This window comes from Cupriavidus sp. 86D6 (genome assembly GCF_057815095.1).
Genome location: NZ_JBYPSB010000026.1, coordinates 1 through 19,402, shown reverse-complemented (window position 1 = coordinate 19,402; position 19,402 = coordinate 1). Strand labels below are relative to the sequence as shown.

Here is a 19,402-nt window from a genome sequence, read left to right as displayed (position 1 = left end):
CGCTTAGTGTTGACTCCGCCAATGAAAAAGCCCGCTCTAGGCGGGCTCGGGGCGGTTGGTCTTTCGCGGTCACCAAAGAGGGCTGGTGACTTGCCCTAGAAAATCAGCTGTTCTTGCTGCCGTCGCTGTAGGTCGCTTCGGCCGTCTTGCCGTCGGCCACCGGGATGCCGGCGTATTTGCCCGGAAAGACCCGCGCCGGCGCATCCGGGAACGTGACGTTGGTCACCACCAGGCCAGCGGCCTGCGAGGCTTCCTCGTGGCGAGCAATGAACTCTTCCAACGTTTCCTGTTGCTCCTTCGTGCGTGCCATCTGTTGCTCCTTCGTGCGTGCCGTCAGAACGGCAGTTTGTCGCGCAGCCGTTCCATCAGGGTCTTTTGCTCTTCCTCGGCGCGCAGTTGGTGGGCGGCTATCTCGCCGGACTCGATATGGGTACGGAAGGCGGCTTCGAAGTTCGCAGCAACGCGCATGTAGCGGTAAAGCTCTTCCCGACCTTCCTTGTCCCGCGCTGGCGACGATTCCCATGCCTGCCGCAGATGCGAGCGGATCGCGTCCATTGCTTCGACGACCAGCGGGTCTTCAAGAATCAGCTTGGCGCGCTGGGCGCGGGCGATCTGCTCTGCGGTGCGATCATCCATTGAAGCCTCCCGGTTGCGGGTTCATGGCGCCGCTGAAGAAGCCGGCCACGTCCTTGATGTTCTGGGCGGTTTCCTCGCGATCGGCGCGGTCCTGGTTGTCGGCCTGTACCGCGGCATTGACCAGCGAATCGCGGTCCTTGATGCCAAGTGCCACCTCAGCTTGACGCAGCTTCACGAGCTCGATCTGGTATTCCAAGTGCTTGACTTGCCGGTCGCTCGCTAGCTTTTCGCGATCGGACTGCGCCTTGATCTGAGCCTTCTCGACTTCAGCCTTCGCTAGCACTTCTTCCGGGCTCGGCGGTGGCGGTTCCTTTGCTGGCGCCTTGGACGGGTCTTGCCAGTACATGTCAGCGCCCTTGACCTTCATGACCTTCATGAGCTGCATGACCGACTTGTACAGGTTCTGCTCTGTTGCCAGGCTTGACCCGGACTGCAGCGCCTGTGTCTGCATGGCAATGATGTTGTTCCACATGGCCACCAGAAGCGACTCGTCGCCGGTGCCCAGCCCGACCTCGATAGTCGCGTCCATCTCCGACGACCAGGTACGCGGATCGAACGTCACCCACTGGTTGCGCAGTCGAATCACTGCGGCCTTGTCCTGGTACTGGCAGACGACCTTCAGGCAGAGCTTGAACAGGTCTTTCACGCCGGTCTCGGCGAAGATCCGCGCGATCATCAGCATGCGCTTGTCGCCCTTGCCCATGATCTTGGTAACGCCGGTGGCCGTCTTGTTCAGGCTGTCGGCGTCAAGACCCTGGTTGTACCGCGTGACGCCGGTACGCTGCTCGCGCCGCGTATCCATGAACTCGATGCCCTGCAGCGCGTCCGCTGCGACATTGGCCACCTGGAACGGGCCGGCCATGTTCGGCGCCTTCACCCGAACCACCCCGCCGATTCGGTTGTCCAGCAGGTCGTCTAGATTGACCTGCCCTTCGACTGCGTATGTACGCGGGTTGGTGGCGATGAACAGCGAATCGAGGTACTGCCGCTGTAGCGCCGTATTGACCTGCTGGATCGGCGCCACCGTGTCGGCCAACGCGAGCCCGAAGACGGCATGCGGAATCGGGATCGGCGTCAGCGCGCAGAAGTCGGGGCCGTCGCACTCGTCGTTCTTCAGCGTCATGTTGCCGCCGCGCATCACATAGCGCCACTCGGCAATGCCGTCCCCGTCATAGTCAGCCTGGACGAAGCCGCAGAACAGCAACACCTCTTCGACGCTCTTGTCCGGGGAGACGTCCGACTCGTTGAATTGCCACGTATTCGTGTCGTGCTCGGCCTGCTCTTTCAGCGAGCGGCCAGTCTCCAGCGTGGCGAAATCGTAGTCCAGGACGTTGTAAGCCTTCTCCTTCGGGATACCCATCGACACCAGGTCCGACCGCGTGAACGGGCGCAGTTCGCCCTGCAGCATCGCGTCGCACAGCTTCGTCGCACGCTTGGACACCACGAATGTCTCGGGTCGCACGTTGTCGATGCACAGTTGCCCGCCCGGCTTCGTGACCTTGACCGACACGTCATAGAGCATCTTCGGCGGCTGCTGGAGCATCATCAGCACTTGCTGAGCTTGCTCTGGCGCCATGGCGTTGACAGCCGCTGCTGCCTGCTCGCGCATGCGCTGGTCTTCCGGGTCCGGATACTCGCGCTGGTCGATGATGTCGATGTTCTCGTCTTCGAGCATCAGCGCGATCTGGTCTTCGTCCAAGCCGCGGTAGTTCTCCCGGCAGACGCGCGCCTCGGCGTTCCAGTACGCCCGCACAATGCCCAGCTTTGCCAGCAGCGCGTCCTTGAACCACGTGTTGAAGATCAGGAACCCCGGATTTTTCTTCGTGACCAGGTAGTTGATGTAGTCGGTCGCCTGCGATGCGAACGCCTCATCTTCTGGCCCGGTGGGCGAGAACTGCGCGATCTCGTCGCTGGCCAGAAAAATCTCCAGCAGGTCTGGCAGCACCGATTCGACGGTCTCGAACGTATCCCACGACACCACCTGCGACCGGCCCTTGACCTCGTTGCCCATGGGCAGGCCAAGGTAGTAGCGGTAGTTGCGCTCGCGGTCGTCCTTGATGGCCGAGTCCTGCCAGAACACGGCCTGCTGGATCTCGTTGTCGACGATCCCGTTGAACTCGTCGGGCGACATTTTGGCCACTATACGATCCCCGTTTCTTGATAGGCGAGAGGCGCCGATACCCTCGGTTCCTCCCAGATGACGCAGCCCAGCCCGAATGCATCGGAGCCGTGGCTGGCCCAGTCGTGTTCCGGCCCTAGGCCGATGCCGCGTTCCTGATCGCGCTTCTCGTGGTACCAGCCCAGCGCGGCACGGCCGGCCTCGGTCGTTTCCTCGTGAAAGCGGATCTGGGGGAACAGCGTCCGCACGCGCTCGATGCGCGCCATCGCTGCGCCCTTGCCCTGATTCGGCACCACCGTCACCTCGTAGCCGGCCGCCTTCAGGGCTGATTCGTAGGACACGTCAAACACCTTGTCCTGCGTCGATCCGTCGTGCGGAAGCCAGAACTGCGCGCGGCCCGGCTCATAGCCCTGGCGACGGCACCAGTCAATGTGCGCCTCGATCGGCTGGCCGACGGCCTCGTAGTAGTTCACCACCCGGATCTCACGCCCAATGAACTGCTTGGCCCAGATGGCAAAGGCATCAGCCCGCGCGCCGGTGCCGCCTATGTCGCACACCAGACGAATGGTCATCAGCGGGTCAGCCGGGAAGAAGCCAATCCGGCCTTCGTCCTTAGCACGCTGCAGGTGGCTGGCGAAGTAGGCGCCTTCCAGCGTGGTCACGTAACCGCCGCCCCACACGTGGTCGTATTGCTCCGGGCGTTCCTTCAGATCCCGCTGACGCTCGCGCTCCAGCTTGGCCGGGAATTTCGGGTTGTCCTTCCAGTTGAGCTGGACAACCTTGATCAGAGGGTCATTGGCGAACCGAAACCGCTTCTCGACCGGCGCTATCTTTCGCTTCGGGTTCCAGGTGACCCAGAGTTCGGTGTTCCAGCCGTCGCCCTCTTCCCGAAGCGTCGGGATCAGCGTCGACCAGGCGCTGTCCGTGACCGGCTCGGCTTCGTCCACCCAGCAGATCAGGATTCGGCCCTTGGACTTGATCGAAGCGATGTTCCGATCCAGCCCGGAGAAGGCGAAGGCAATGCGCCCGTCTCGGCTCTTGATGTACTTGTCGCCGATCTCGTAGTAGGCGGCCAGCCAGGGCTCGTCCTCAATCGCCCGCTTGCACTCTTCCAGCGAGGAATCGTCCAGCGAGTTCATGAACTGCCGGCCGCAGAGCAGGAACCCGGAGACGCCAGCCTGCCCAAACATGTACCCACGCACCGCAAGCATCTTGGCGAAGCTGCGAGTCTTGCCCGAGCCGCGCCCGCCATACGCCCCCCGAACGTCAGCCGGCCCGGTGAATACCGGGATCAGCTTTTCAGGAAGCGCTATCTGCGCCGTCTGTGTTGCCACTTAGTGCAACCAGTTCGATCCGGGCAACAGTCTTCAGCGGGCCGCCGCCTTCGCCCGTTACCTGGAGCGGTAGCAGCTTCGGGTAGATCGACGTCCAGAATGCCCGCTGGTTGATCTGGCTGCGCTTCGCCCAGGCTGCCAGGCCTTCAGCACCGCCAAGGATCTCCGCGGCCCCGGCGATGATCTGCTTCGCCTCGCGCGTGGTCTTGTTCGGCACGCCCTTTGGCCGGCCCGGTCCGGCACCTTTGAGGTTGTTCTTCCTCGGTTTCTTCGCCGTTTCTTTAACTGTGGCCATGGCTCAGTCGACTCCCACATCCAAGCGGGTTGGTCGCCTCAGAAATGAAAAACCCGGCGCTCGGCCGGGTTGGAAGATAAGGGGAAGGGAAAGGCTGGCGTTTGGATTCGAACCAACGCACCGTAGGCTAATCGACCAGTGCTGAGAGGCTGATGGGCTATTGACTCCCTCTCGATAGCTGAACCGCGGCTACCACACCGACCAGCCTTTCCCTTGTTAATGGCGAGCGATACGGGATTCGAACCCGTGATCTCCGGCGTGACAGGCCGGTGTCCTAGGCCATCTGGACCAATCGCCCAAAGAAAAAGCCCGGCGCTTTTAAGCTACCGGGCTGTCTTTAGAGGCACCTCTGGCCTCTGGCTGCGGATTCTAGGCGAACTTTCTGTGGTTTACAAGGCCAGTTCGGAATCCCACACAACACCCTTGCGCCTCAGGATGGGTGCAATGGCCGCCTTGGCCGCCCGATAAGCCTGCGGCTGGTTGTGCTTGGCGCGCGGGTTGATCCAGACCTTTGCGCTGGCCCTGTTGCGCTGCTCGATCAGGATTGCCAGCCGATGGTCCCCGTCCAGTTCGTCAACCGCTTCAGAGATCGCCGGCATCACGTATGCCTCGATCCGGTCGTCAATCACCTCGTCGGACGTGCGCCACTGGTCAGAGCTGGCCGACCGCTTGCATGCGGCATCCGACCGGGCATAGCCTTCGACCGCCTGGTATCCCTGTTCCCGGCAGAACCAGTCGAACAGCAGATCGTCGAGCGCGTCGAACTCGTAGCTGTCCAGCGCCGACTTCCGCTCTGCCTTCTTTGGTGGTGTGGCCGTATAAACCATGTCGTTCCCCGTCAATCTTCCATCAGAAGCCGGATGGTGTCGTTCAATACCGACATTTCGTCTTTCTTCAGCGCCTTCCAGATGCGCTTTTGGCCGTGGATGCCATTGAAGGCGCCGCGGTGACAGTCCGGGCACAGCGGAATCGAGGTCCACCACATGCCTTGCTCGATCTCGTGTGCCTCGCTCGGACCGGCCACCACCTCGCAACAGCCGCAGCCCATCGACTTGATCCGCTCGATGTGCCGCGACTCGGCTGAGGTCGGCTTGGCCTTGTTCTTCGACTGCATCAAGCCCCCCTTTCACAGAATGCCGAGCAACGCCACCAGTAGCACCCATCCGCTGTACTCGACCTTGAAGTACAACCCTACCATCCCCATGCCGGCCAACAGGACAAACGCCAGATTCTTCACATTCCCCTCCACCAGATGAGCCAGAACAGGGCCGGCCAGAAAAGTGGGCTCATTCCCCGCCCTCCAGTGGCGTGACCGGTGTGTATCCGTAGGCTTCCTGAGCCTGCCGCACCATGTTGGTAATTGCGTCGTCCAGCATTCCGGTTGGCCCGTAGTGCCGCGGCTCCAACACGGCTTGTATCTTCCGCCACTCGGCCAGCGTGAGAGTCGCCGTCATGGTGAACTCGATCGAGCCCGGATCTTTCGCCGCGAAATTGAATCTGCTCATATCTCACTCCGCGTGCGGCGCCTTAGCGCCGGCGTTCTTCCACTGGTACCGGCCGGGTGTTGTCTCGCCGTCGTGGTCGCGCGCCTGGCGCTCCAGCGCGTCGAGGTAGGCATTGGTCTGGGTGTCTTCCGGCTCTCGCTCGCCGGGAAGGCCGCCACGGACCAGCAGCCAGCCCAAGACCCCCAGCAGCAGGAAGACGGCCATGATGGCGAAGATGGATTGCAGGTCGGACATGGCGGCCTCCGGGGTTAGATCTCGGCGCGTTGCAGAACGCTTTCCAGGCGATGGCGCGCGCGACGGATGCGGTCGCCAATTTCGCCAAGCTGACCGCCGAGAGCCGTGTGATAAGGGGTGGAGGCTTGATTGCCAACGGCATCAGGACTGCTGTGCTGCAGTACGGGGGAGAACTTTTCTTCAATGCCGCTGACATAGCCTTCGAGTTCGCCAACCTCGCGAATGAGGCTGTCGATCTGTTGCAGAACCTCGGGTTGGCGCACCTCGGCGCCGTATTGAGGACCGGACAAGGTTCCTTGACAACCAAGGGCCGACATTTGCGATTGCGCGGTGTTGTACATCGATGCTCCTTTTAGTTACTTCAGTAGATCCGGCCCACAGTGACGTGGCCGGTGTGCGGGTTCTTGAACTCGGCGTAGCGCTTGGCCGACTCTTTGGCGCCTTGATGCGGCAGGCGTAGCGCGGCGCGCTTGGCGCTCGACCAGATTTGCGGGAAGCGCGACTTGCCGCGGCGGGATGGGAAGAACATGGCCTCTCCTAGTGGACCGTTTCAAAGCTGACGCCGTGTTCATTGGCGGCGTTGGCCTGCACTTTCGTCAGGTACTCGCTGAATTCCCCGACTGAGTAATCTGATGTGGACTTGCGCAGCAGGATCAATCTTCCATCCGGCATACGCCTTTCGATCTTCACGCCGAAGAGGTCTGCGTAATGCTCGTGCCAGGTGTCCTTGTCGTACTGGCGGTCGCCTACCCACGCCTGTTCCGAGATGTCGCGCAGCACCACGCCCCAGTAGTAGCGGTTGGCCTCGCTGGTGCGGCGCTTCTCTTCCGACGTGATCGTGAGTCGCAGCGGCTCGCCGCGCTCCAGGCACTGCTTGGCGTGCTGCTTGACGAAGGCCACCACGAACGGCCAGATACCGCCGTTCTTCAGGACGAACTCCTTATAGATCGGCGTGGCCATGTCTTACTCCGGGCGGGCCAGACGGACACCGGTCCAGCGGGTGCAGCTCGACGAGCGGTGACCAATGCCGCCGCAGCGGATGCAGTAGCCGTTCCATTCCTTGTCGGTGTTCATGCTTCCTCCTTCTGCGCGTAGTCGAGCAGCGCCCGCGCATCGCAATGGTTGTCGTCGATGACCTTGATGCCACGGCGGCGCGCCTCGGCAATCATGGCTGCCTTGTCGGCACGGCCATTGCCAGTCCAGCTTTTCTTAATGGTCCCGACCGACACCGGCACCAGACGGACGCGGTTGCGGTCAGCCCATGCTTCGAGGTGCGCGAGGAATCCGCCATAGACGTGCGCCGCGACAACGTTGGGCTGCCCCTTCGTGCCGTGGGCCATGACCGACTCGTAGTAGACGGCTTGGAGCTCGCCCGCCTGGCGCTGCTTCTCGCTCAGGAACGCCACGAACTTGAGCCATCGCTGGCCGGCGCCGTCGTGCTTGCGAGCGGCGAACGACTCGCTGCCGCTGTCGCTCTTGCCGTCGCGCAGGCCAAGCGCCCAGCCCATTTGCGTGCCGATGTCGAGCGCCAGAACGTTGGCGTTGCAGGTTGGCGCAGCCGCTTCGCCCGGCGCTTCGGCATCCCTCTTCAGCTTCTGGAACAGCGCGTTGTGCTCCAGCAGGCTGAGATCCGGTGTCGGCATGGCAGGCTTGTCTGCCTTCGTCACGGTGTCGAAAAAGTCGGTCATTTTTGGCTCACAGATCAGCGGCCAGGCCGCGCTTACGTACCGCCGGCCCATGGCTCAGCATGGGCAGCGGGCCGGTCCATTCTTCGAACTTCGTCACCGCGCCGCGGTAGAGCAGTGGCACGTCCGACAGCGCGCCGTTCCGGTTCTTACGGATCAGCACTTCGGCGTAGCCCTTCAGGTCTTCGTTGTTCGGGTCGTACATTTCCGGGCGGTGAACGAACATCACAACGTCGGCGTCTTGCTCGATGTCGCCCGAGTCGCGCAGGTCGGAGAGGATCGGCTTCTTGTCCGGGCGGTCTTCGTTCTTCCGGCTCAGCTGTGCCAGGGCGATCACCGGAATGTCCAGTTCCTTGGCCAGGGCCTTCAGGCCACGCGAATAGGCGCCGATCTGCTGGGTGCGCATCTTTTCTTCACCGCCGGACATCAGGCCCAGGTAGTCGACGATCAGCGCGTCCAGACCCCACTTCCGCTTGTGCGCCTTGGCTTTGGTGCGGACTTCCAGCAGCGACATTGCCGGCGTGTCATCGATGGCGAAGCGCATGTCGCCGATGTTCTGGACCGCGTGCGTCATGCGCGGCCAGTCGCTGTCAGCCATGCGACCGCTCAGCAGCGACGACAGGCTGATGCCGCCTCGATTAGCTACCGCCCGGGCGATGATTTCCTGATCCGACATTTCCATCGAGTCGAGCAGCACGCTGCGGCCGGCGTCGGCCATGTTCAGCCCGATGTCTGTCGTCAGAGCGGTCTTGCCCATCGACGGGCGTCCGGCAACGATCACCAGGTTGCCGCCATGGAATCCGCCGTTCAGAGCGCGATCCAGCGATTTCAGCCCGGTAGAGACGCCCGGCGGCACGCCGCGGTGGTAGCGCGCATCGACCTTCTCGACGAACTCGGTCATCAGGTCGTAGAGCATCTTCGGGCCGGTGCGCACGCCGGTCTGTGCCAGCTGGGCCAGCAGCCCCTGTGCCTTGTCGACGATCTCAGCGCCTTTCATCGCGCTCGGAGTCTCGACCAGTTCCAGCACCTTGCGAGCAGCGGAAGCCGTCTCGCGCAGTAACGCGCGGTCACGCACGATCTCAGCGTACCGAGCGACGTTCGCCGCGCTGGGCGTGTTCTGCGCCAAAGCGTTCAGGTACGGCAGACCGCCTACGCGCTCTGCAACGCCTTGCGCCTGCAGCATCTCGAAAACCGTGATCACGTCGGCCGGCTTGTTGGCCGACACCAGACGCACGATTGCCGAGAACACGACGCGGTGGTCATCGCGCCAGAAGTGCGCGACGTCCAGTCCGTTGATCCGATCGACAGCATCGTTGTCGAGCAACAGGCCGCCAAGGACAGCCTGCTCTGCCTCGTCGCTGTGCAGCGCGCGGGGCTGCGGGAGTTCGTAGGGGGCGTTCATGCGGCCTCTCCCTCGTGGTACTTGCCTTCGCGGATCTTTGTGAAGTTCGATGCCTTCAGCATCCATTCGAGATCGGCAACGAAGGGCTTGCGGCCATCGCGGCCTTCAATGCGGCCAGTCAGGAATGCGGACTGGCCGACGTACTCGAAAAACTTGCGCCAGTAGCCCAGCTCTTGCCGTTTCGGGTCCTCGTTCCAGCGCGTTCGCAGGGCTTGTGCCCGGGTCGGGGTCCAGTCCCGGATAGTCGGGCAAGTGGGCAAAAGCTCGTGGTACAGCGCCACGATGGCCTGATGCGGGCAGTCAGGCTTGCCGGGCTTTTCAGGCTTCTCGGTCGAGTGGGCAAGGAACAGGTCGGCAGCAGGGCTGTCGACGACTACTCCGTCAGGAGTAGTTGTAGGTATATCTGGTGTATGGGTAGTGGTGTCTGGTGTCTGGGTAGCCGTTGCAGGCGTTGCAGGTGCCGTTTCAGGTAACGGCTGCAAACGCGTTTCAGGCGCCGTTGCAGATAGCTTCGAAACCATGTCCCGCAACTCCCCCATGCTGATGTTCCAAGGGGCATGCAAACCAGCATCTGTCAGGGCCTTAAACAGCCTGGAACGCTCTTCCCTGTGGCGTTTCAGCCGATTGTCCTCGTTCACCTTCTTCAGCTCACGCTCCGGCTCGTTGGCCAGAAATTTCGACAGATCGGCGTCGCACCTTTTCTGATGCCAGCCGTCATCTTCGAGAACAAAAAATTCTTCGAGCACGGCTACCACCGCGTTTTTTTCTTCGCGGGTGCGTGCGCGGACCAGGCGTTGAATCGCCGGGATGTCGTTAGGCAGGGGCTTCTCGGTGGAGTAATACTTGCGGATCAGACGGCTGTAGATGCCGTCTTCGCAGGCCGTCAGATGCGACGTGGCCTCGTCGTAGTCGCCAATGTGGTGCTCGTAATAATTCATTGCTGCGTCCCGGATGCAAGCGCCGCGAGCATTTGTTCCAGCGTGCCGATCTCGCGTTTCGTCTCGGCACACAGTTGGACGCGGATGGCACGTGACTCGGCAACGGTAATCCGATGCAGCAGCTCGTCGACATAGGCGCGCTGCGCCTTCAGTGCCTGAAGTGCGTCCATGGTTGTCCCCTCTTCCCTACCCAATTCGTGGACCAAGTTGGCCCACATTCGACCGCTCCATGAAGGCGACAACTTCGGGATGCATCGGGCCGTAGGCGCTCAGCAGCACCAGGAATCCAATCCATTCAGGCGTTGCCACGCCTTGCTTTGCCGCCCTTACAGCCAGATCTCGCGCTTCATCAGCAGGCAGCAGCGCGAGTGCTTCGACGTACTCGCTCATGCGGAAATCCGTGGACCTTTTTGGTCCGAATTGGCCGAGACAGCCTGGAGAGAGGCAGGCACAGTGCCAACCATGCCAAACAGAAAGGAACGAACGATGCGACGCAAAGCCGCTGCCTCACTCTCGATGTCGAACTTGCTCATGAAGAGCAGAACTGCTTCGTACTCTTCGTCGTCAAGACCGCTCTTGACCGTGTTGCGCGCCGGTGCCCGCAGGATTTTTCTTGTCATGGCTGGATTGCTCCGGGTCAGGCTGCGGTGGTGGGCCGCAAGAAGGCCCAGTCCACGTCGGGACGGATTTCCTCGCAGAGGACGGCGCTCTTGCCCGCGCGTTCTAGTGCGGGACAGCGCACGGCCGGCACGCGGTTCTTTTCGATCCATTCATAAACCGCGATGCGAGTGATACCGAATAGGCGGGCGACGGCGGGAGCTCCGCCGGCTGCCATAACGGCTCGCTTAGCGACGTTGTCTTTGCTCATTCCTTGCTCCGTTGGGGAGTTACGCAGCGACTGGCTCGGTAGCGACTTTGCGGCGCTGAGCCTTGGTGTTGAAAAGCTCTGGGTAAAGCTGCTGACGGCGAATGCCAGTCGCCTTTTCAAAGGCCAGAAGGCGTTTCAGAGGCACTTCTCCGGTGTTGCACCACTTCGAAACGGCTTGAGATGTGCAGCCGATCTTGCGTGCCACTTCTGACTGGCCGCCTGCATCTTCGACTGCCTTTTTCAGCTCTTCCGGGGTCATATCTCGCTCGCGGGAAATTCAATACAACTGAAAGTTACAACAATGCCCGAAGAATTGCAACTGAGTCTTGCAGTGCCGCTTACAACTTCGGTTTGTAGAATTCCGGCTATGAGCGACAAGAAGTCTGAGAAGCAGGCCGAGATAGGCCAAATCATTGCGTCGGCACGCGAGGCAAAAGGCATGAACCAATCGGAACTTGCCCGAGCCGTCGGCGTTTCGCCCCAAGCCGTCCAGAAATGGGAGGGCGGGTCCTCTACGCCCCGTCCGACAAAGATCCCGCTTCTGGCTGGGGCTCTGGGTATTAGCCCCCGGGAGCTGTTGCCATCGTTCCTGACGCTCAACTATGACGAAACGATAGATTTGGCCCTGAAGACTCTCCGAGTAGAGGCAGACGGAGACACGGACCTGGAAGTCGACCGCATACCGTACTGGGAAGCAAAAGGCTCATGTGGCGGTGGCTTCCTCAACTATGAGCAAATGCCGAAAGGACACCTGGTAAAGGAAGTCGGGTTCTTCAAAAAGTACGGTTTGAAGCCCGAAAACGCAGTCGCCATCTATGCTGACGGCAACAGCATGGCAAATTTCATTGTGGACGGGGACATAGCGATCTTCGACAAGTCGAAGACTGAACCCCGGAGCGGGAAGATTTTCCTTATCGATCACCCGGATGGGCTACGAATCAAACAGCTCCGCCGAGAGATCGGAGGAGCCTGGGTGCTGGAGAGCCTGAACCCGGACAAAAGCAAGTATCCGGATGAGCGGATTGAGCCGGCCCAAGGCTCGCTGCTCAAAATCTACGGGGAATTCGTCTACCGACAAGGGGGTTGAAATGAGAGCAATTGTTATCGTTGGTGCCGTCCTGGCGCTTTCTGGCTGCGCCCTGACGCCGGAGCAGGCCAGTAAGATGAGTAGCTTTGAAATCTGCGACAAGATGGGTTCCCCTACGCAGCCCGCTAAAGGAGTGGCGGTGGGTATCGACGAACTGAGCAAGCGCGGAGAGAACTGTTCGCAGTTCGCCGATATCTTCAACGAAAGAAGCAACCGGAACGCTTCTAATAGCGCGAACAGTGCAGCGATGGCGGCAGCTGGTGCATACCTTCTCAACGGCTCTCGTCCGCAAGTGGTTCAGCCTGTCGTGGTCCAGCAAGAGGTGATTGCACCGGCATACCCTGTCCGGTTCACGCGCCCGTATCCCTGAGCGGCAAACTACCGAAAGTTACCCAGCCCGCCTAGCGGGCTTTTTTTCTTGCTTTATTGCAACTAGCAGTTGCAAAGCAGAAATCCATGTTGTAACCTGCAGTTGTCGTAACCACAACTGCGAGTTACAGCGTGCATACCGCCACCCATCCCCAAGCCTGCCGCTTCGTTCCTCTTCCGAAGCCTGAAGTCACCTTCGCCCAGACCCGCTACGGCCGCATTCGCGAGTTCGAATGCCGCGGTGCTGACCGCGTTGCCGTGAACTTCGCGGCGAACGAGCGCATGTCGCAGATCGACCCGTACCGCTCGCCGGCCGTTGTGTCGCAGCGCGTGGAAGACGGCGCGTACATCGTGACGTTCCGCTACTACGCCGCGGACTGACGCCATGGACACGAAATTCACGCCGGGGCCATGGACGACTGATGGCAACTATGTGTATGCGATTGATGATTGTCACATTCATCCGATAGCAGATTGTTCATGCAATCGATCATGCCGGGATGAAATCGAAGTTCTTGAGAATACCCGCCTGATCGCCGCCGCACCGGAACTGCTCGAAGCCCTCCAGAAGATCGTGGCGCTGGATAACGATGCGCATCCTGGCTTGGCCTCGTGGTGCGTGGCCCGCTCTAAGGCACACGATGCAGCGGTTTCCGCCATCGCCAAAGCCAACGGGGAGCAAGCATGAGCAATTACTTCGCAAAGGAAGTTCCGAGCTCGTACGGCACTGACGGCGAGATCGCCTTCCTCGACCAGATCAAGAAGAGCCCGAACGCTCGTCTGCTGCTGTCGAACTATCTGGCTGCGGCCGAGAAGCGCACGGTCTGGAACGGCATCGACAAGGAAGCGGTGATGCTCTACGCGGGCCTGCTGCTGGGCAATCTGGAATCGGCGGCCAAGACCGAACGCCGCATTGGGAGGCGAGCATGACCGAGCAGATCAAGACCGGTGGTCCCGCATTCCCTAGCATGCACAAGGAAATCCATGGCCAGTTCAGCCACTTTGGCATGCGCGAAGTTGAGGTCTGGCGAGACGGCATGACCCTGCGCGACTACTTCGCGGCGAAGGCGCTGGCAGCAATGATCAGCCAGCCGGGTAAGGACCCTGAGAACTGCGGCAAGAAGGCCGTGCCTCGCCTCGCAAAGTTCGCCTACGAGTACGCAGACGCCATGCTGGCCGCCCGTGAGGTGCAATCGTGAAGTTCTATGCCTTTCTTATCGCTCTGGCCATCTACGCCACTGTTCCGCTGATCGCGCTGGGTGTGGTGCTCTTCTACGGGTGGGTGTCGTGATGCTTCCGCGTAACGACGTCGCCATTTCCCGTAACAACCGTTGGCTTTCGCGTCTCACGCTGGTGGCGCTGGGCTACGTCTCTGTCTATGCGATCGCTCAGATCGTCCTTGCCTGACCTCTGGAGAACAACATGGAAAACACCCCTGCCATTGATATGCAGACCGTCGAATCGTCGCAGATTCACAGCATCGGCCATGACTCGCCGACCGAGACCCTGGCCATCCGCTTCCGCGACTACAAGACGCAAGGCCCGTCATCGCTCTACCACTACAGCAACTTCCCGGCCGAAGAGTTCGCTGCTTTCCGTGACGCTGAGTCGATCGGCTCGCACTTCAAGTCGCACATCAAGCCGTACGACAAGAAGTACCCGTACACCAAGATCGAAGGCGCACCGGCAGCGACCGAAGCCTGATCCCGCATCCCCTGGAGAACCACGCTATGTCCACCGCTGTCGCTGAAGACGTAATCGACGTCGAAGCTGCCACCCAGCCGCGCGCCGCGGCACTGCCCGCGCACCGCCTGTCGGGCGCTATTGCCGCCACGGTCACGCCTGGCGACCTCCTGCGCATCGCTGTCGAGAAAGGCGCCGATCTGGACTATCTCGGCAAGCTGATGGACCTGCAGGAACGCTGGGAAGCAAACGAGGCGCGCAAGGCATTCGTTGCTGCCATGGCCGCTTTCAAGGCCGAGCCGGTCAAGATCCTGAAGAACAAGCAGGTCTACTTCCAGAGCCAGAAGGGCGTCACCAACTACTGGCATGCCGAACTGTCGGACGTCACCAACGCGGTGGGCCCGGCCATGGCAAAGCACGGCCTGACGTTCGACTGGGACGTCCATCAGCAGTCCGGGAAGATCGTCGTCGACTGCGTGGTGACCCACTCCATGGGGCACTTCAAGAAGGTGACGATGGAAGGGCCGCTTGACGCTACCGGCAACAAGAACGCCATCCAGCAGGCCGGCTCGACTGTGACCTACCTGCAGCGCTACACCCTGCTTTCCGCCATCGGCATGGCCACGCAGGGCGCTGACGACGACGGCAACGATGGTGCGTCCGACAACGCCCCCCAGCAGCCTTCCCAACCGCAGCGCCAGGCCGAGCCCGAGTACTACCCGGAGGCCCGCTTTGACGCCAACAAGGCCGCTTGGCGCGAAATGGTCATCAGCAAAAAGAAGACCCCGGCACAGATCATCGCCACCGTCGAATCCAAGGGCGTGCGCATGTCCGAAGAACAGCAGCTAACGATTGATAGCTGGGGGAACGAATAGTGAACTGGTCCGAGTTCTTCGCATATGACCCATCGACCGGGACACTCACGTGGAAGACTCGGCGATGCCACAAGACTGACGTCGGCCGTGAAGCGGGCAATGTTCGCCAGGATGGCCGCTACCGCACGGTGGTTCTCAAAGGCAAGCGTTACTACGTGCATCGCATCGTATGGGAGATGGCAAACGGTCCCATTCCTGACGGGATGTGTATTGACCATATCGACGGTAACGGTCTGAACAACCGAATCGCAAATCTCCGGGTCACCACACGCTCAGGTAATCAGCGCAACTCACGACTGCAAAAAAACAACCGTACCGGAACACCAGGCGTCAACCACCACAAGTCCGGCTTTGCCGTCGCGTGTGCCGGCAACTACGTGGGCCATTTCCCAGACTTGGAGTCCGCCGTGGCAGCACGGAAAGCTGCAGAGGTGATGTACGGATTCCACCCAAACAACGGAAGGAATATCTGATGAAAATTCTCCAGTTCCAGCAAGGTAGCCCCGAATGGCATGCTCACCGCGCTACCGCACGTAATGCCTCCGATGCCCCGGCTGTTCTTGGCTGCTCGCCTTACGTCACTCGTTCAGAGCTTCTGCGAGTCCGACATACAGGTGTTCGCCCGGAAGTCGATGCGGTGACGCAGCGTCGCTTCGATGATGGACACGCGATCGAAGACGCCCAGCGCGAGGGCGCTGAACTGATCGTGGGCGAAGACCTGTTCCCGGTTGTCGGCAGTGAAGAGGTCGACGGTCTGGAACTGTCGGCGTCCTTCGATGGCCTGACGATGCTGGAAGACACTGGCCTCGAAGTGAAGACCATCAACGACGATCTGCGCGCCGTTCTGAGCGCACTCGGCGGGATCGAATCTAATGATGGCCGCGCCCTGCCCAAGCACTACCGCGTGCAGATGGAACAGCAGTGCATGGTGTCGGGCTGCGAGCGCATTCTCTTCGTGGCGGCCGATCGAACCGGCGACGACGTGCGCCGCTGCTGGTACTACCCGGACATGGAACTGCGCGCCGAGATTCTTGCCGCCTGGCGCCAGTTCGAGAAGGATCTGGCCGCCTACCAGCCCGAAGTGGTCGAGATCAAGCCCGAGGGCCGCACGCCCGAAACGCTACCGGCCCTGCGCATCGAGGTGCGCGGCCAGGTCACGGCAAGCAACCTGCAAGCCTTCCGCGAGCATGCCGTGGAGGTCTTCGGCGGCATCAACCGCGACCTGCAGACCGATCAGGACTTCGCTGACGCCGAGAAAATCGTGAAGTGGTGCAGCGACGTCGAGTCGCGCCTGGACGCCGCCAAGCAACACGTGCAGTCGCAGATGGAGTCTGTCGACGAGGTATTCCGCACGGTCGATGACATCAAGACCATCGCGCGAAGCACGCGCTTGGAACTGGCCAAGCTGGTTGATCAGCGCAAGATCGAGATCAAGGAAGGGCTGATCCGGGCCGGTCGCACCGCTTACACCGAGCACGTGCAGGCGTTGAAGGAAGAGACCGGCGGCGTCTGGGTGGATCTGGGCATGCCGGACTTTGCCGGCGCCGCCAAGGGCAAGCGGTCGGTGGCGAGCATCCGCGACGCCGTGGAAACCATGCTGGCCAACGCCAAGATCGACGCCGACTCTTCCGCCAAGCGCCTGCGCGCCAACGTTGCCTATCTGGACGAAGCGATCAAGGGCTTTGAGTTCCTGTTTGCCGACCGGCAAGGGCTCTGCACGCGCCAGCTCGACGACATCAAGATGACGGTTTCGAACCGCATCGAGAAGCACAAGCTGGACAAGCAGCGCGAGGAAGAAGCGACGCGCGAGCGCATCCGGCGCGAAGAGCAGGCCAAGGCCGAACGCGAAGCAGCCGCCAAGGTCGCCGCTGAGAAAGCCGCGCAAGAGGCCGCAGAACGCGCAGAACGGGCCGCTGCGCCCGCCCCTGCCCCTGCCCCGGTCTACGAAGAGCGTGCGTTGCCCGTAGAGCCCCCTGCCGTGCGCAAGCCGGCCAAGCCCGCCAAGGCACCCCGCCCGACTGACGCGCAGATCATCGCCGCGCTGGTCAGCCATTTCGAAGCCACCGAAGAGCAGGTAGTCGGCTGGATCTGCGAAATGGATTTCTCCGCAGCCTGACCTTTCACACTACCGGAGCCATTACCAATGACCACGAAGCTGACTTTCCAACAGAAGCTCGTCAAGATCGCGCACGCGCAGCACCGCCAGGAGAAGCACGGCACCGATGACGTGCCGGCCGTCGACATCAAGCTGATCTACACGGCACCGAACGACGTACTGGCGCAGTTCTCGCCTTCTCTGAAGGCCTCGCTGTTCTGGCTCGACGAGACCGTGCAAGGCCAGGTTGTGCGCGATCCCGACTACCTGCCGAACGTCAAGAACCCGAAGATCGAGCCGCTGAAGTGGCGCGATCGCTACGAAGACATGGTGCTGATCGTCCACCACCGTGTCGAGGAAAAGAACAACCTGGTATTCGCCGAGGCCAAGGTAGGCAAGTTCGTAATCCACCCCATGGAAGGCGGCACGGTCACGATCGAACTCCAGGTGCAGGCGCTGCTGGGCGACAACAGCTTCGACGAGCTGATCAAGCTGGAGAAGAAGGAGGTCCACATCAGCCTGGTGGAAGCAGACAACGCACAGGGCGACCTGCTCGCCGCATAACGCCATGAACTACTCCGTCGACATCGCCCGCATGAGCCGTGCTGACCGCCGTCTGAACGATGACGTGGCAGACATGGCTATGAAGTCTGTCAGCCTGGAGCGTACGAACGCCCAGCTGCGTGCCGAAGTTCACGACCTGCACACCGCGGTCGAGACGCTGCGTACCGCCCATGCGGTGGCGTCGACGGAGCTGTTACAGGCCCGCGTGATCATCGCCGCGCTGGTGGCTGCCGCCGCAGCGAGCCCGGACCAGAAGCTTGGCCGCTGGGTGCAGCTGGGCAACATGGCCGGCGAGATCCAACGATTTAACGAAGGTGCTACATGGACACCGTGTTCTGTGAACGGCTCCGAATAGCCCGCAAAGAGCGCGGCATGTCTCAGGTCAAGTTTGCGGAACGCACAGGGCTGGACCGGACGATGCTGAACAAGTACGAGAACGGCGAGCGCCAGCCTGCAATGAAAAGCCTGCTCCAGATAGCGCGCGTCCTTGATTGCTCTCTGGATTGGCTTTGCGGCCTGGAGGACTGATCTATGACCGAATCCGAAGCCCTCGACCTGCTGCGCCCGGTGCGGCTGTACCACTGGCGCGCGTTCTGCCGGGCCCAGAAGCACGCAGCGGCCTGCCGGAAGGATGGAAAGTACGGCCCCGCCAAGAAGTACGAGGACCGCGAGCGCATCCATGGCGCGCACGTCCAAGCACTGAACGCATTCTTTCCCGCTGGCGACACGGCAGACAATGATCTGCAGCGCGAGCGGGCAACACAGGAGCAAGCAGCATGACGAACGACAACGACGCGCGAGGGGCGCTGACAGAAGATCAGAAACGCGCAGAGCAGCAACTCTACAACGAGACATTCGTTGGGGAATATCACGAGATGCACGTCTGGCATGAAATGCGCCGCGCATGGATGGCTCGCGCTGAACTGGCTCAGCTCCCAGCGGGGGATGGGCTGACGGATGAAGGCGCGATGCGTATCGCGCTCCAGATCATGGCAAATCTCGAGGACCGATCCGGCCTGCTGGATGACGTTGACGACGACAAGAAGGCCGACATCGCCGATGAAATCGCCGTGGCTATCCGAACTGGCCTCGCCGCCCCTCGCCAGCCTGGGGAAATGGGCGCGGGGGTGCAAACGCAAGCAGACCGCGAAATGGTTATGCGTGATGTGCAATCCGATGTTGACCATTTGGGCATCGGCTTCTACCGCACGAACAACGATGGAAGCATCGAATATCTCATGGCGCATCAGGTGACGGTGGTGAAAAAGGCGAGCGACAAGACGCATTGCGGAAAGCCGATGGGCGCGGTGTTCACTGGGCCTGTGCATACGCACATGATTTGCGACACCTGCGGTTACGGCTATCAGATCGCTCCCGCCGCATCGGCGCAGCAGGATGCGCCCAAGAAGAAAGACTTCCTGAACGGCTGGCGTGAAGCCATCGAACAGTTGCCGGTGAGTCGTGGGGAGCCGCAGGTGGCGCAGCAGGATGAGCGCGAGGCGTGGAATCTGATTGATCCGAACGGGCGTGTCGTTGCCACCGAGTCGAGTTGCGTTAAGGCGTGGGCGCGTATCGATGGATACAAGCCAACGGTGGAAGGGTTACTTGGCTACGAGCAGCATGGCTGGCGCGTCGTCCAAGCCCGCGCATCCCAGCAGGTACAGGCCGATGCGTGGGCGGTGCCTGCTGGGTTGCTGGATGCCTTGCGCTTCT

The 19,402-nt window shown here is 61.3% G+C and carries 35 protein-coding genes and 1 tRNA gene; 15 read left to right on the top strand and 21 right to left on the bottom strand.

What is annotated here, in order from left to right:
• Positions 1-103: 103 nt before the first annotated feature.
• The 21 genes from AC3G88_RS28650 to AC3G88_RS28550 form a co-directional block, all read right to left on the bottom strand.
• Positions 104-310, bottom strand: coding sequence for a hypothetical protein (locus AC3G88_RS28650; RefSeq protein WP_488894405.1), 207 nt, complete (start codon positions 308-310; stop codon positions 104-106).
• A gap of 23 nt (positions 311-333) precedes the next feature.
• Complete coding sequence (locus AC3G88_RS28645; RefSeq protein WP_488894404.1) at positions 334-636, bottom strand: hypothetical protein; 303 nt, start codon at positions 634-636, stop codon at positions 334-336.
• Positions 629-2,767 (bottom strand): portal protein, encoded by a 2,139-nt coding sequence (locus AC3G88_RS28640; protein WP_488894429.1) that lies wholly within the window; start codon positions 2,765-2,767, stop codon positions 629-631. Before AC3G88_RS28640 ends, AC3G88_RS28645 begins: the two co-directional genes overlap by 8 nt.
• Positions 2,768-2,775: 8 nt before the next feature.
• The gene (locus AC3G88_RS28635) at positions 2,776-4,089 is read right to left on the bottom strand and encodes a phage terminase large subunit (RefSeq protein WP_488894403.1); all 1,314 of its coding nucleotides are present in this window, start codon (positions 4,087-4,089) and stop codon (positions 2,776-2,778) included.
• Complete coding sequence (locus AC3G88_RS28630) at positions 4,055-4,384, bottom strand: hypothetical protein (protein WP_488894402.1); 330 nt, start codon at positions 4,382-4,384, stop codon at positions 4,055-4,057. The genes AC3G88_RS28635 and AC3G88_RS28630 overlap by 35 nt, the downstream gene beginning before the upstream one ends.
• A 220-nt stretch (positions 4,385-4,604) precedes the next feature.
• Positions 4,605-4,682, bottom strand: a tRNA-Asp gene (locus AC3G88_RS28625).
• A gap of 91 nt (positions 4,683-4,773) precedes the next feature.
• On the bottom strand, positions 4,774-5,211 hold the full coding sequence (locus tag AC3G88_RS28620) for a hypothetical protein (protein ID WP_488894401.1): 438 nt from the start codon (positions 5,209-5,211) through the stop codon (positions 4,774-4,776).
• Positions 5,212-5,222: 11 nt separating this feature from the next.
• On the bottom strand, positions 5,223-5,498 hold the full coding sequence (locus tag AC3G88_RS28615; protein WP_488894400.1) for a hypothetical protein: 276 nt from the start codon (positions 5,496-5,498) through the stop codon (positions 5,223-5,225).
• 172 nt (positions 5,499-5,670) lie between these two features.
• Entirely contained in the window at positions 5,671-5,889 is a 219-nt protein-coding gene (locus tag AC3G88_RS28610; RefSeq protein WP_488894399.1) for a hypothetical protein, read from the bottom strand.
• A 3-nt stretch (positions 5,890-5,892) separates the two neighbouring features.
• On the bottom strand, positions 5,893-6,123 hold the full coding sequence (locus AC3G88_RS28605) for a hypothetical protein (protein ID WP_488894398.1): 231 nt from the start codon (positions 6,121-6,123) through the stop codon (positions 5,893-5,895).
• Between the two features lie 14 nt (positions 6,124-6,137).
• Positions 6,138-6,464, bottom strand: coding sequence for a hypothetical protein (locus AC3G88_RS28600; protein ID WP_488894397.1), 327 nt, complete (start codon positions 6,462-6,464; stop codon positions 6,138-6,140).
• 20 nt (positions 6,465-6,484) lie between these two features.
• The gene (locus AC3G88_RS28595) at positions 6,485-6,652 is read right to left on the bottom strand and encodes a hypothetical protein (RefSeq protein ID WP_488894396.1); all 168 of its coding nucleotides are present in this window, start codon (positions 6,650-6,652) and stop codon (positions 6,485-6,487) included.
• A gap of 8 nt (positions 6,653-6,660) precedes the next feature.
• Complete coding sequence (locus tag AC3G88_RS28590; protein WP_488894395.1) at positions 6,661-7,083, bottom strand: recombination protein NinB; 423 nt, start codon at positions 7,081-7,083, stop codon at positions 6,661-6,663.
• A gap of 110 nt (positions 7,084-7,193) precedes the next feature.
• Positions 7,194-7,811, bottom strand: a complete 618-nt coding sequence (locus AC3G88_RS28585; protein WP_488894394.1) for a polynucleotidyl transferase — start codon at positions 7,809-7,811, stop codon at positions 7,194-7,196.
• Positions 7,812-7,818: 7 nt separating this feature from the next.
• Positions 7,819-9,210 carry a replicative DNA helicase gene (gene dnaB, locus AC3G88_RS28580; RefSeq protein ID WP_488894393.1) on the bottom strand — a complete coding sequence of 464 codons (1,392 nt, stop codon included), beginning with the start codon at positions 9,208-9,210 and terminating at the stop codon, positions 7,819-7,821.
• The gene (locus AC3G88_RS28575; protein ID WP_488894392.1) at positions 9,207-10,148 is read right to left on the bottom strand and encodes a YdaU family protein; all 942 of its coding nucleotides are present in this window, start codon (positions 10,146-10,148) and stop codon (positions 9,207-9,209) included. Before AC3G88_RS28575 ends, dnaB begins: the two co-directional genes overlap by 4 nt.
• Positions 10,145-10,318: a hypothetical protein gene (locus tag AC3G88_RS28570; protein ID WP_488894391.1), complete on the bottom strand. Its 174-nt coding sequence runs from the start codon at positions 10,316-10,318 to the stop codon at positions 10,145-10,147. The genes AC3G88_RS28575 and AC3G88_RS28570 overlap by 4 nt, the downstream gene beginning before the upstream one ends.
• Before the next feature lie 16 nt (positions 10,319-10,334).
• A complete protein-coding gene (locus AC3G88_RS28565; protein ID WP_488894390.1) occupies positions 10,335-10,538 on the bottom strand; it encodes a hypothetical protein in 204 nt (67 codons plus the stop codon).
• Complete coding sequence (locus AC3G88_RS28560; RefSeq protein ID WP_488894389.1) at positions 10,535-10,768, bottom strand: hypothetical protein; 234 nt, start codon at positions 10,766-10,768, stop codon at positions 10,535-10,537. Before AC3G88_RS28560 ends, AC3G88_RS28565 begins: the two co-directional genes overlap by 4 nt.
• Before the next feature lie 17 nt (positions 10,769-10,785).
• The gene (locus tag AC3G88_RS28555) at positions 10,786-11,016 is read right to left on the bottom strand and encodes a YdaS family helix-turn-helix protein (RefSeq protein ID WP_488894388.1); all 231 of its coding nucleotides are present in this window, start codon (positions 11,014-11,016) and stop codon (positions 10,786-10,788) included.
• Between the two features lie 19 nt (positions 11,017-11,035).
• The gene (locus AC3G88_RS28550; RefSeq protein WP_488894387.1) at positions 11,036-11,275 is read right to left on the bottom strand and encodes a transcriptional regulator; all 240 of its coding nucleotides are present in this window, start codon (positions 11,273-11,275) and stop codon (positions 11,036-11,038) included.
• Between the two features lie 108 nt (positions 11,276-11,383).
• Between AC3G88_RS28550 and AC3G88_RS28545 the strand changes: the two genes are divergently transcribed.
• The 15 genes from AC3G88_RS28545 to AC3G88_RS28475 form a co-directional block, all read left to right on the top strand.
• Positions 11,384-12,103 (top strand): XRE family transcriptional regulator, encoded by a 720-nt coding sequence (locus AC3G88_RS28545; RefSeq protein ID WP_488894386.1) that lies wholly within the window; start codon positions 11,384-11,386, stop codon positions 12,101-12,103.
• Between the two features lies 1 nt (position 12,104).
• Complete coding sequence (locus AC3G88_RS28540; RefSeq protein WP_488894385.1) at positions 12,105-12,473, top strand: hypothetical protein; 369 nt, start codon at positions 12,105-12,107, stop codon at positions 12,471-12,473.
• 131 nt (positions 12,474-12,604) lie between these two features.
• On the top strand, positions 12,605-12,853 hold the full coding sequence (locus AC3G88_RS28535; RefSeq protein ID WP_488894384.1) for a hypothetical protein: 249 nt from the start codon (positions 12,605-12,607) through the stop codon (positions 12,851-12,853).
• A 4-nt stretch (positions 12,854-12,857) separates the two neighbouring features.
• On the top strand, positions 12,858-13,160 hold the full coding sequence (locus AC3G88_RS28530) for a hypothetical protein (RefSeq protein WP_488894383.1): 303 nt from the start codon (positions 12,858-12,860) through the stop codon (positions 13,158-13,160).
• Positions 13,157-13,402: a hypothetical protein gene (locus AC3G88_RS28525; RefSeq protein WP_488894382.1), complete on the top strand. Its 246-nt coding sequence runs from the start codon at positions 13,157-13,159 to the stop codon at positions 13,400-13,402. The genes AC3G88_RS28530 and AC3G88_RS28525 overlap by 4 nt, the downstream gene beginning before the upstream one ends.
• Positions 13,399-13,671, top strand: a complete 273-nt coding sequence (locus tag AC3G88_RS28520; protein ID WP_488894381.1) for a hypothetical protein — start codon at positions 13,399-13,401, stop codon at positions 13,669-13,671. The genes AC3G88_RS28525 and AC3G88_RS28520 overlap by 4 nt, the downstream gene beginning before the upstream one ends.
• Positions 13,672-13,894: 223 nt before the next feature.
• Positions 13,895-14,176, top strand: coding sequence for a KTSC domain-containing protein (locus tag AC3G88_RS28515; RefSeq protein WP_488894380.1), 282 nt, complete (start codon positions 13,895-13,897; stop codon positions 14,174-14,176).
• Positions 14,177-14,202: 26 nt separating this feature from the next.
• Positions 14,203-15,030, top strand: a complete 828-nt coding sequence (locus tag AC3G88_RS28510; protein ID WP_488894379.1) for an ERF family protein — start codon at positions 14,203-14,205, stop codon at positions 15,028-15,030.
• Positions 15,030-15,503: an HNH endonuclease signature motif containing protein gene (locus AC3G88_RS28505; protein WP_488894378.1), complete on the top strand. Its 474-nt coding sequence runs from the start codon at positions 15,030-15,032 to the stop codon at positions 15,501-15,503. The genes AC3G88_RS28510 and AC3G88_RS28505 overlap by 1 nt, the downstream gene beginning before the upstream one ends.
• Positions 15,503-17,146, top strand: a complete 1,644-nt coding sequence (locus AC3G88_RS28500; RefSeq protein ID WP_488894377.1) for a YqaJ viral recombinase family protein — start codon at positions 15,503-15,505, stop codon at positions 17,144-17,146. The genes AC3G88_RS28505 and AC3G88_RS28500 overlap by 1 nt, the downstream gene beginning before the upstream one ends.
• A gap of 27 nt (positions 17,147-17,173) precedes the next feature.
• Entirely contained in the window at positions 17,174-17,689 is a 516-nt protein-coding gene (locus tag AC3G88_RS28495) for a hypothetical protein (RefSeq protein WP_488894376.1), read from the top strand.
• A 4-nt stretch (positions 17,690-17,693) separates the two neighbouring features.
• Positions 17,694-18,044, top strand: a complete 351-nt coding sequence (locus AC3G88_RS28490; protein WP_488894375.1) for a hypothetical protein — start codon at positions 17,694-17,696, stop codon at positions 18,042-18,044.
• Positions 18,045-18,061: 17 nt separating this feature from the next.
• Positions 18,062-18,217, top strand: a complete 156-nt coding sequence (locus AC3G88_RS28485; RefSeq protein WP_488894374.1) for a helix-turn-helix domain-containing protein — start codon at positions 18,062-18,064, stop codon at positions 18,215-18,217.
• A 3-nt stretch (positions 18,218-18,220) separates the two neighbouring features.
• Entirely contained in the window at positions 18,221-18,469 is a 249-nt protein-coding gene (locus tag AC3G88_RS28480; RefSeq protein ID WP_488894373.1) for a hypothetical protein, read from the top strand.
• A partial coding sequence (locus AC3G88_RS28475; RefSeq protein WP_488894372.1) for a hypothetical protein occupies positions 18,466-19,402 on the top strand: 937 nt, incomplete at its 3' end. The genes AC3G88_RS28480 and AC3G88_RS28475, both read left to right, overlap by 4 nt.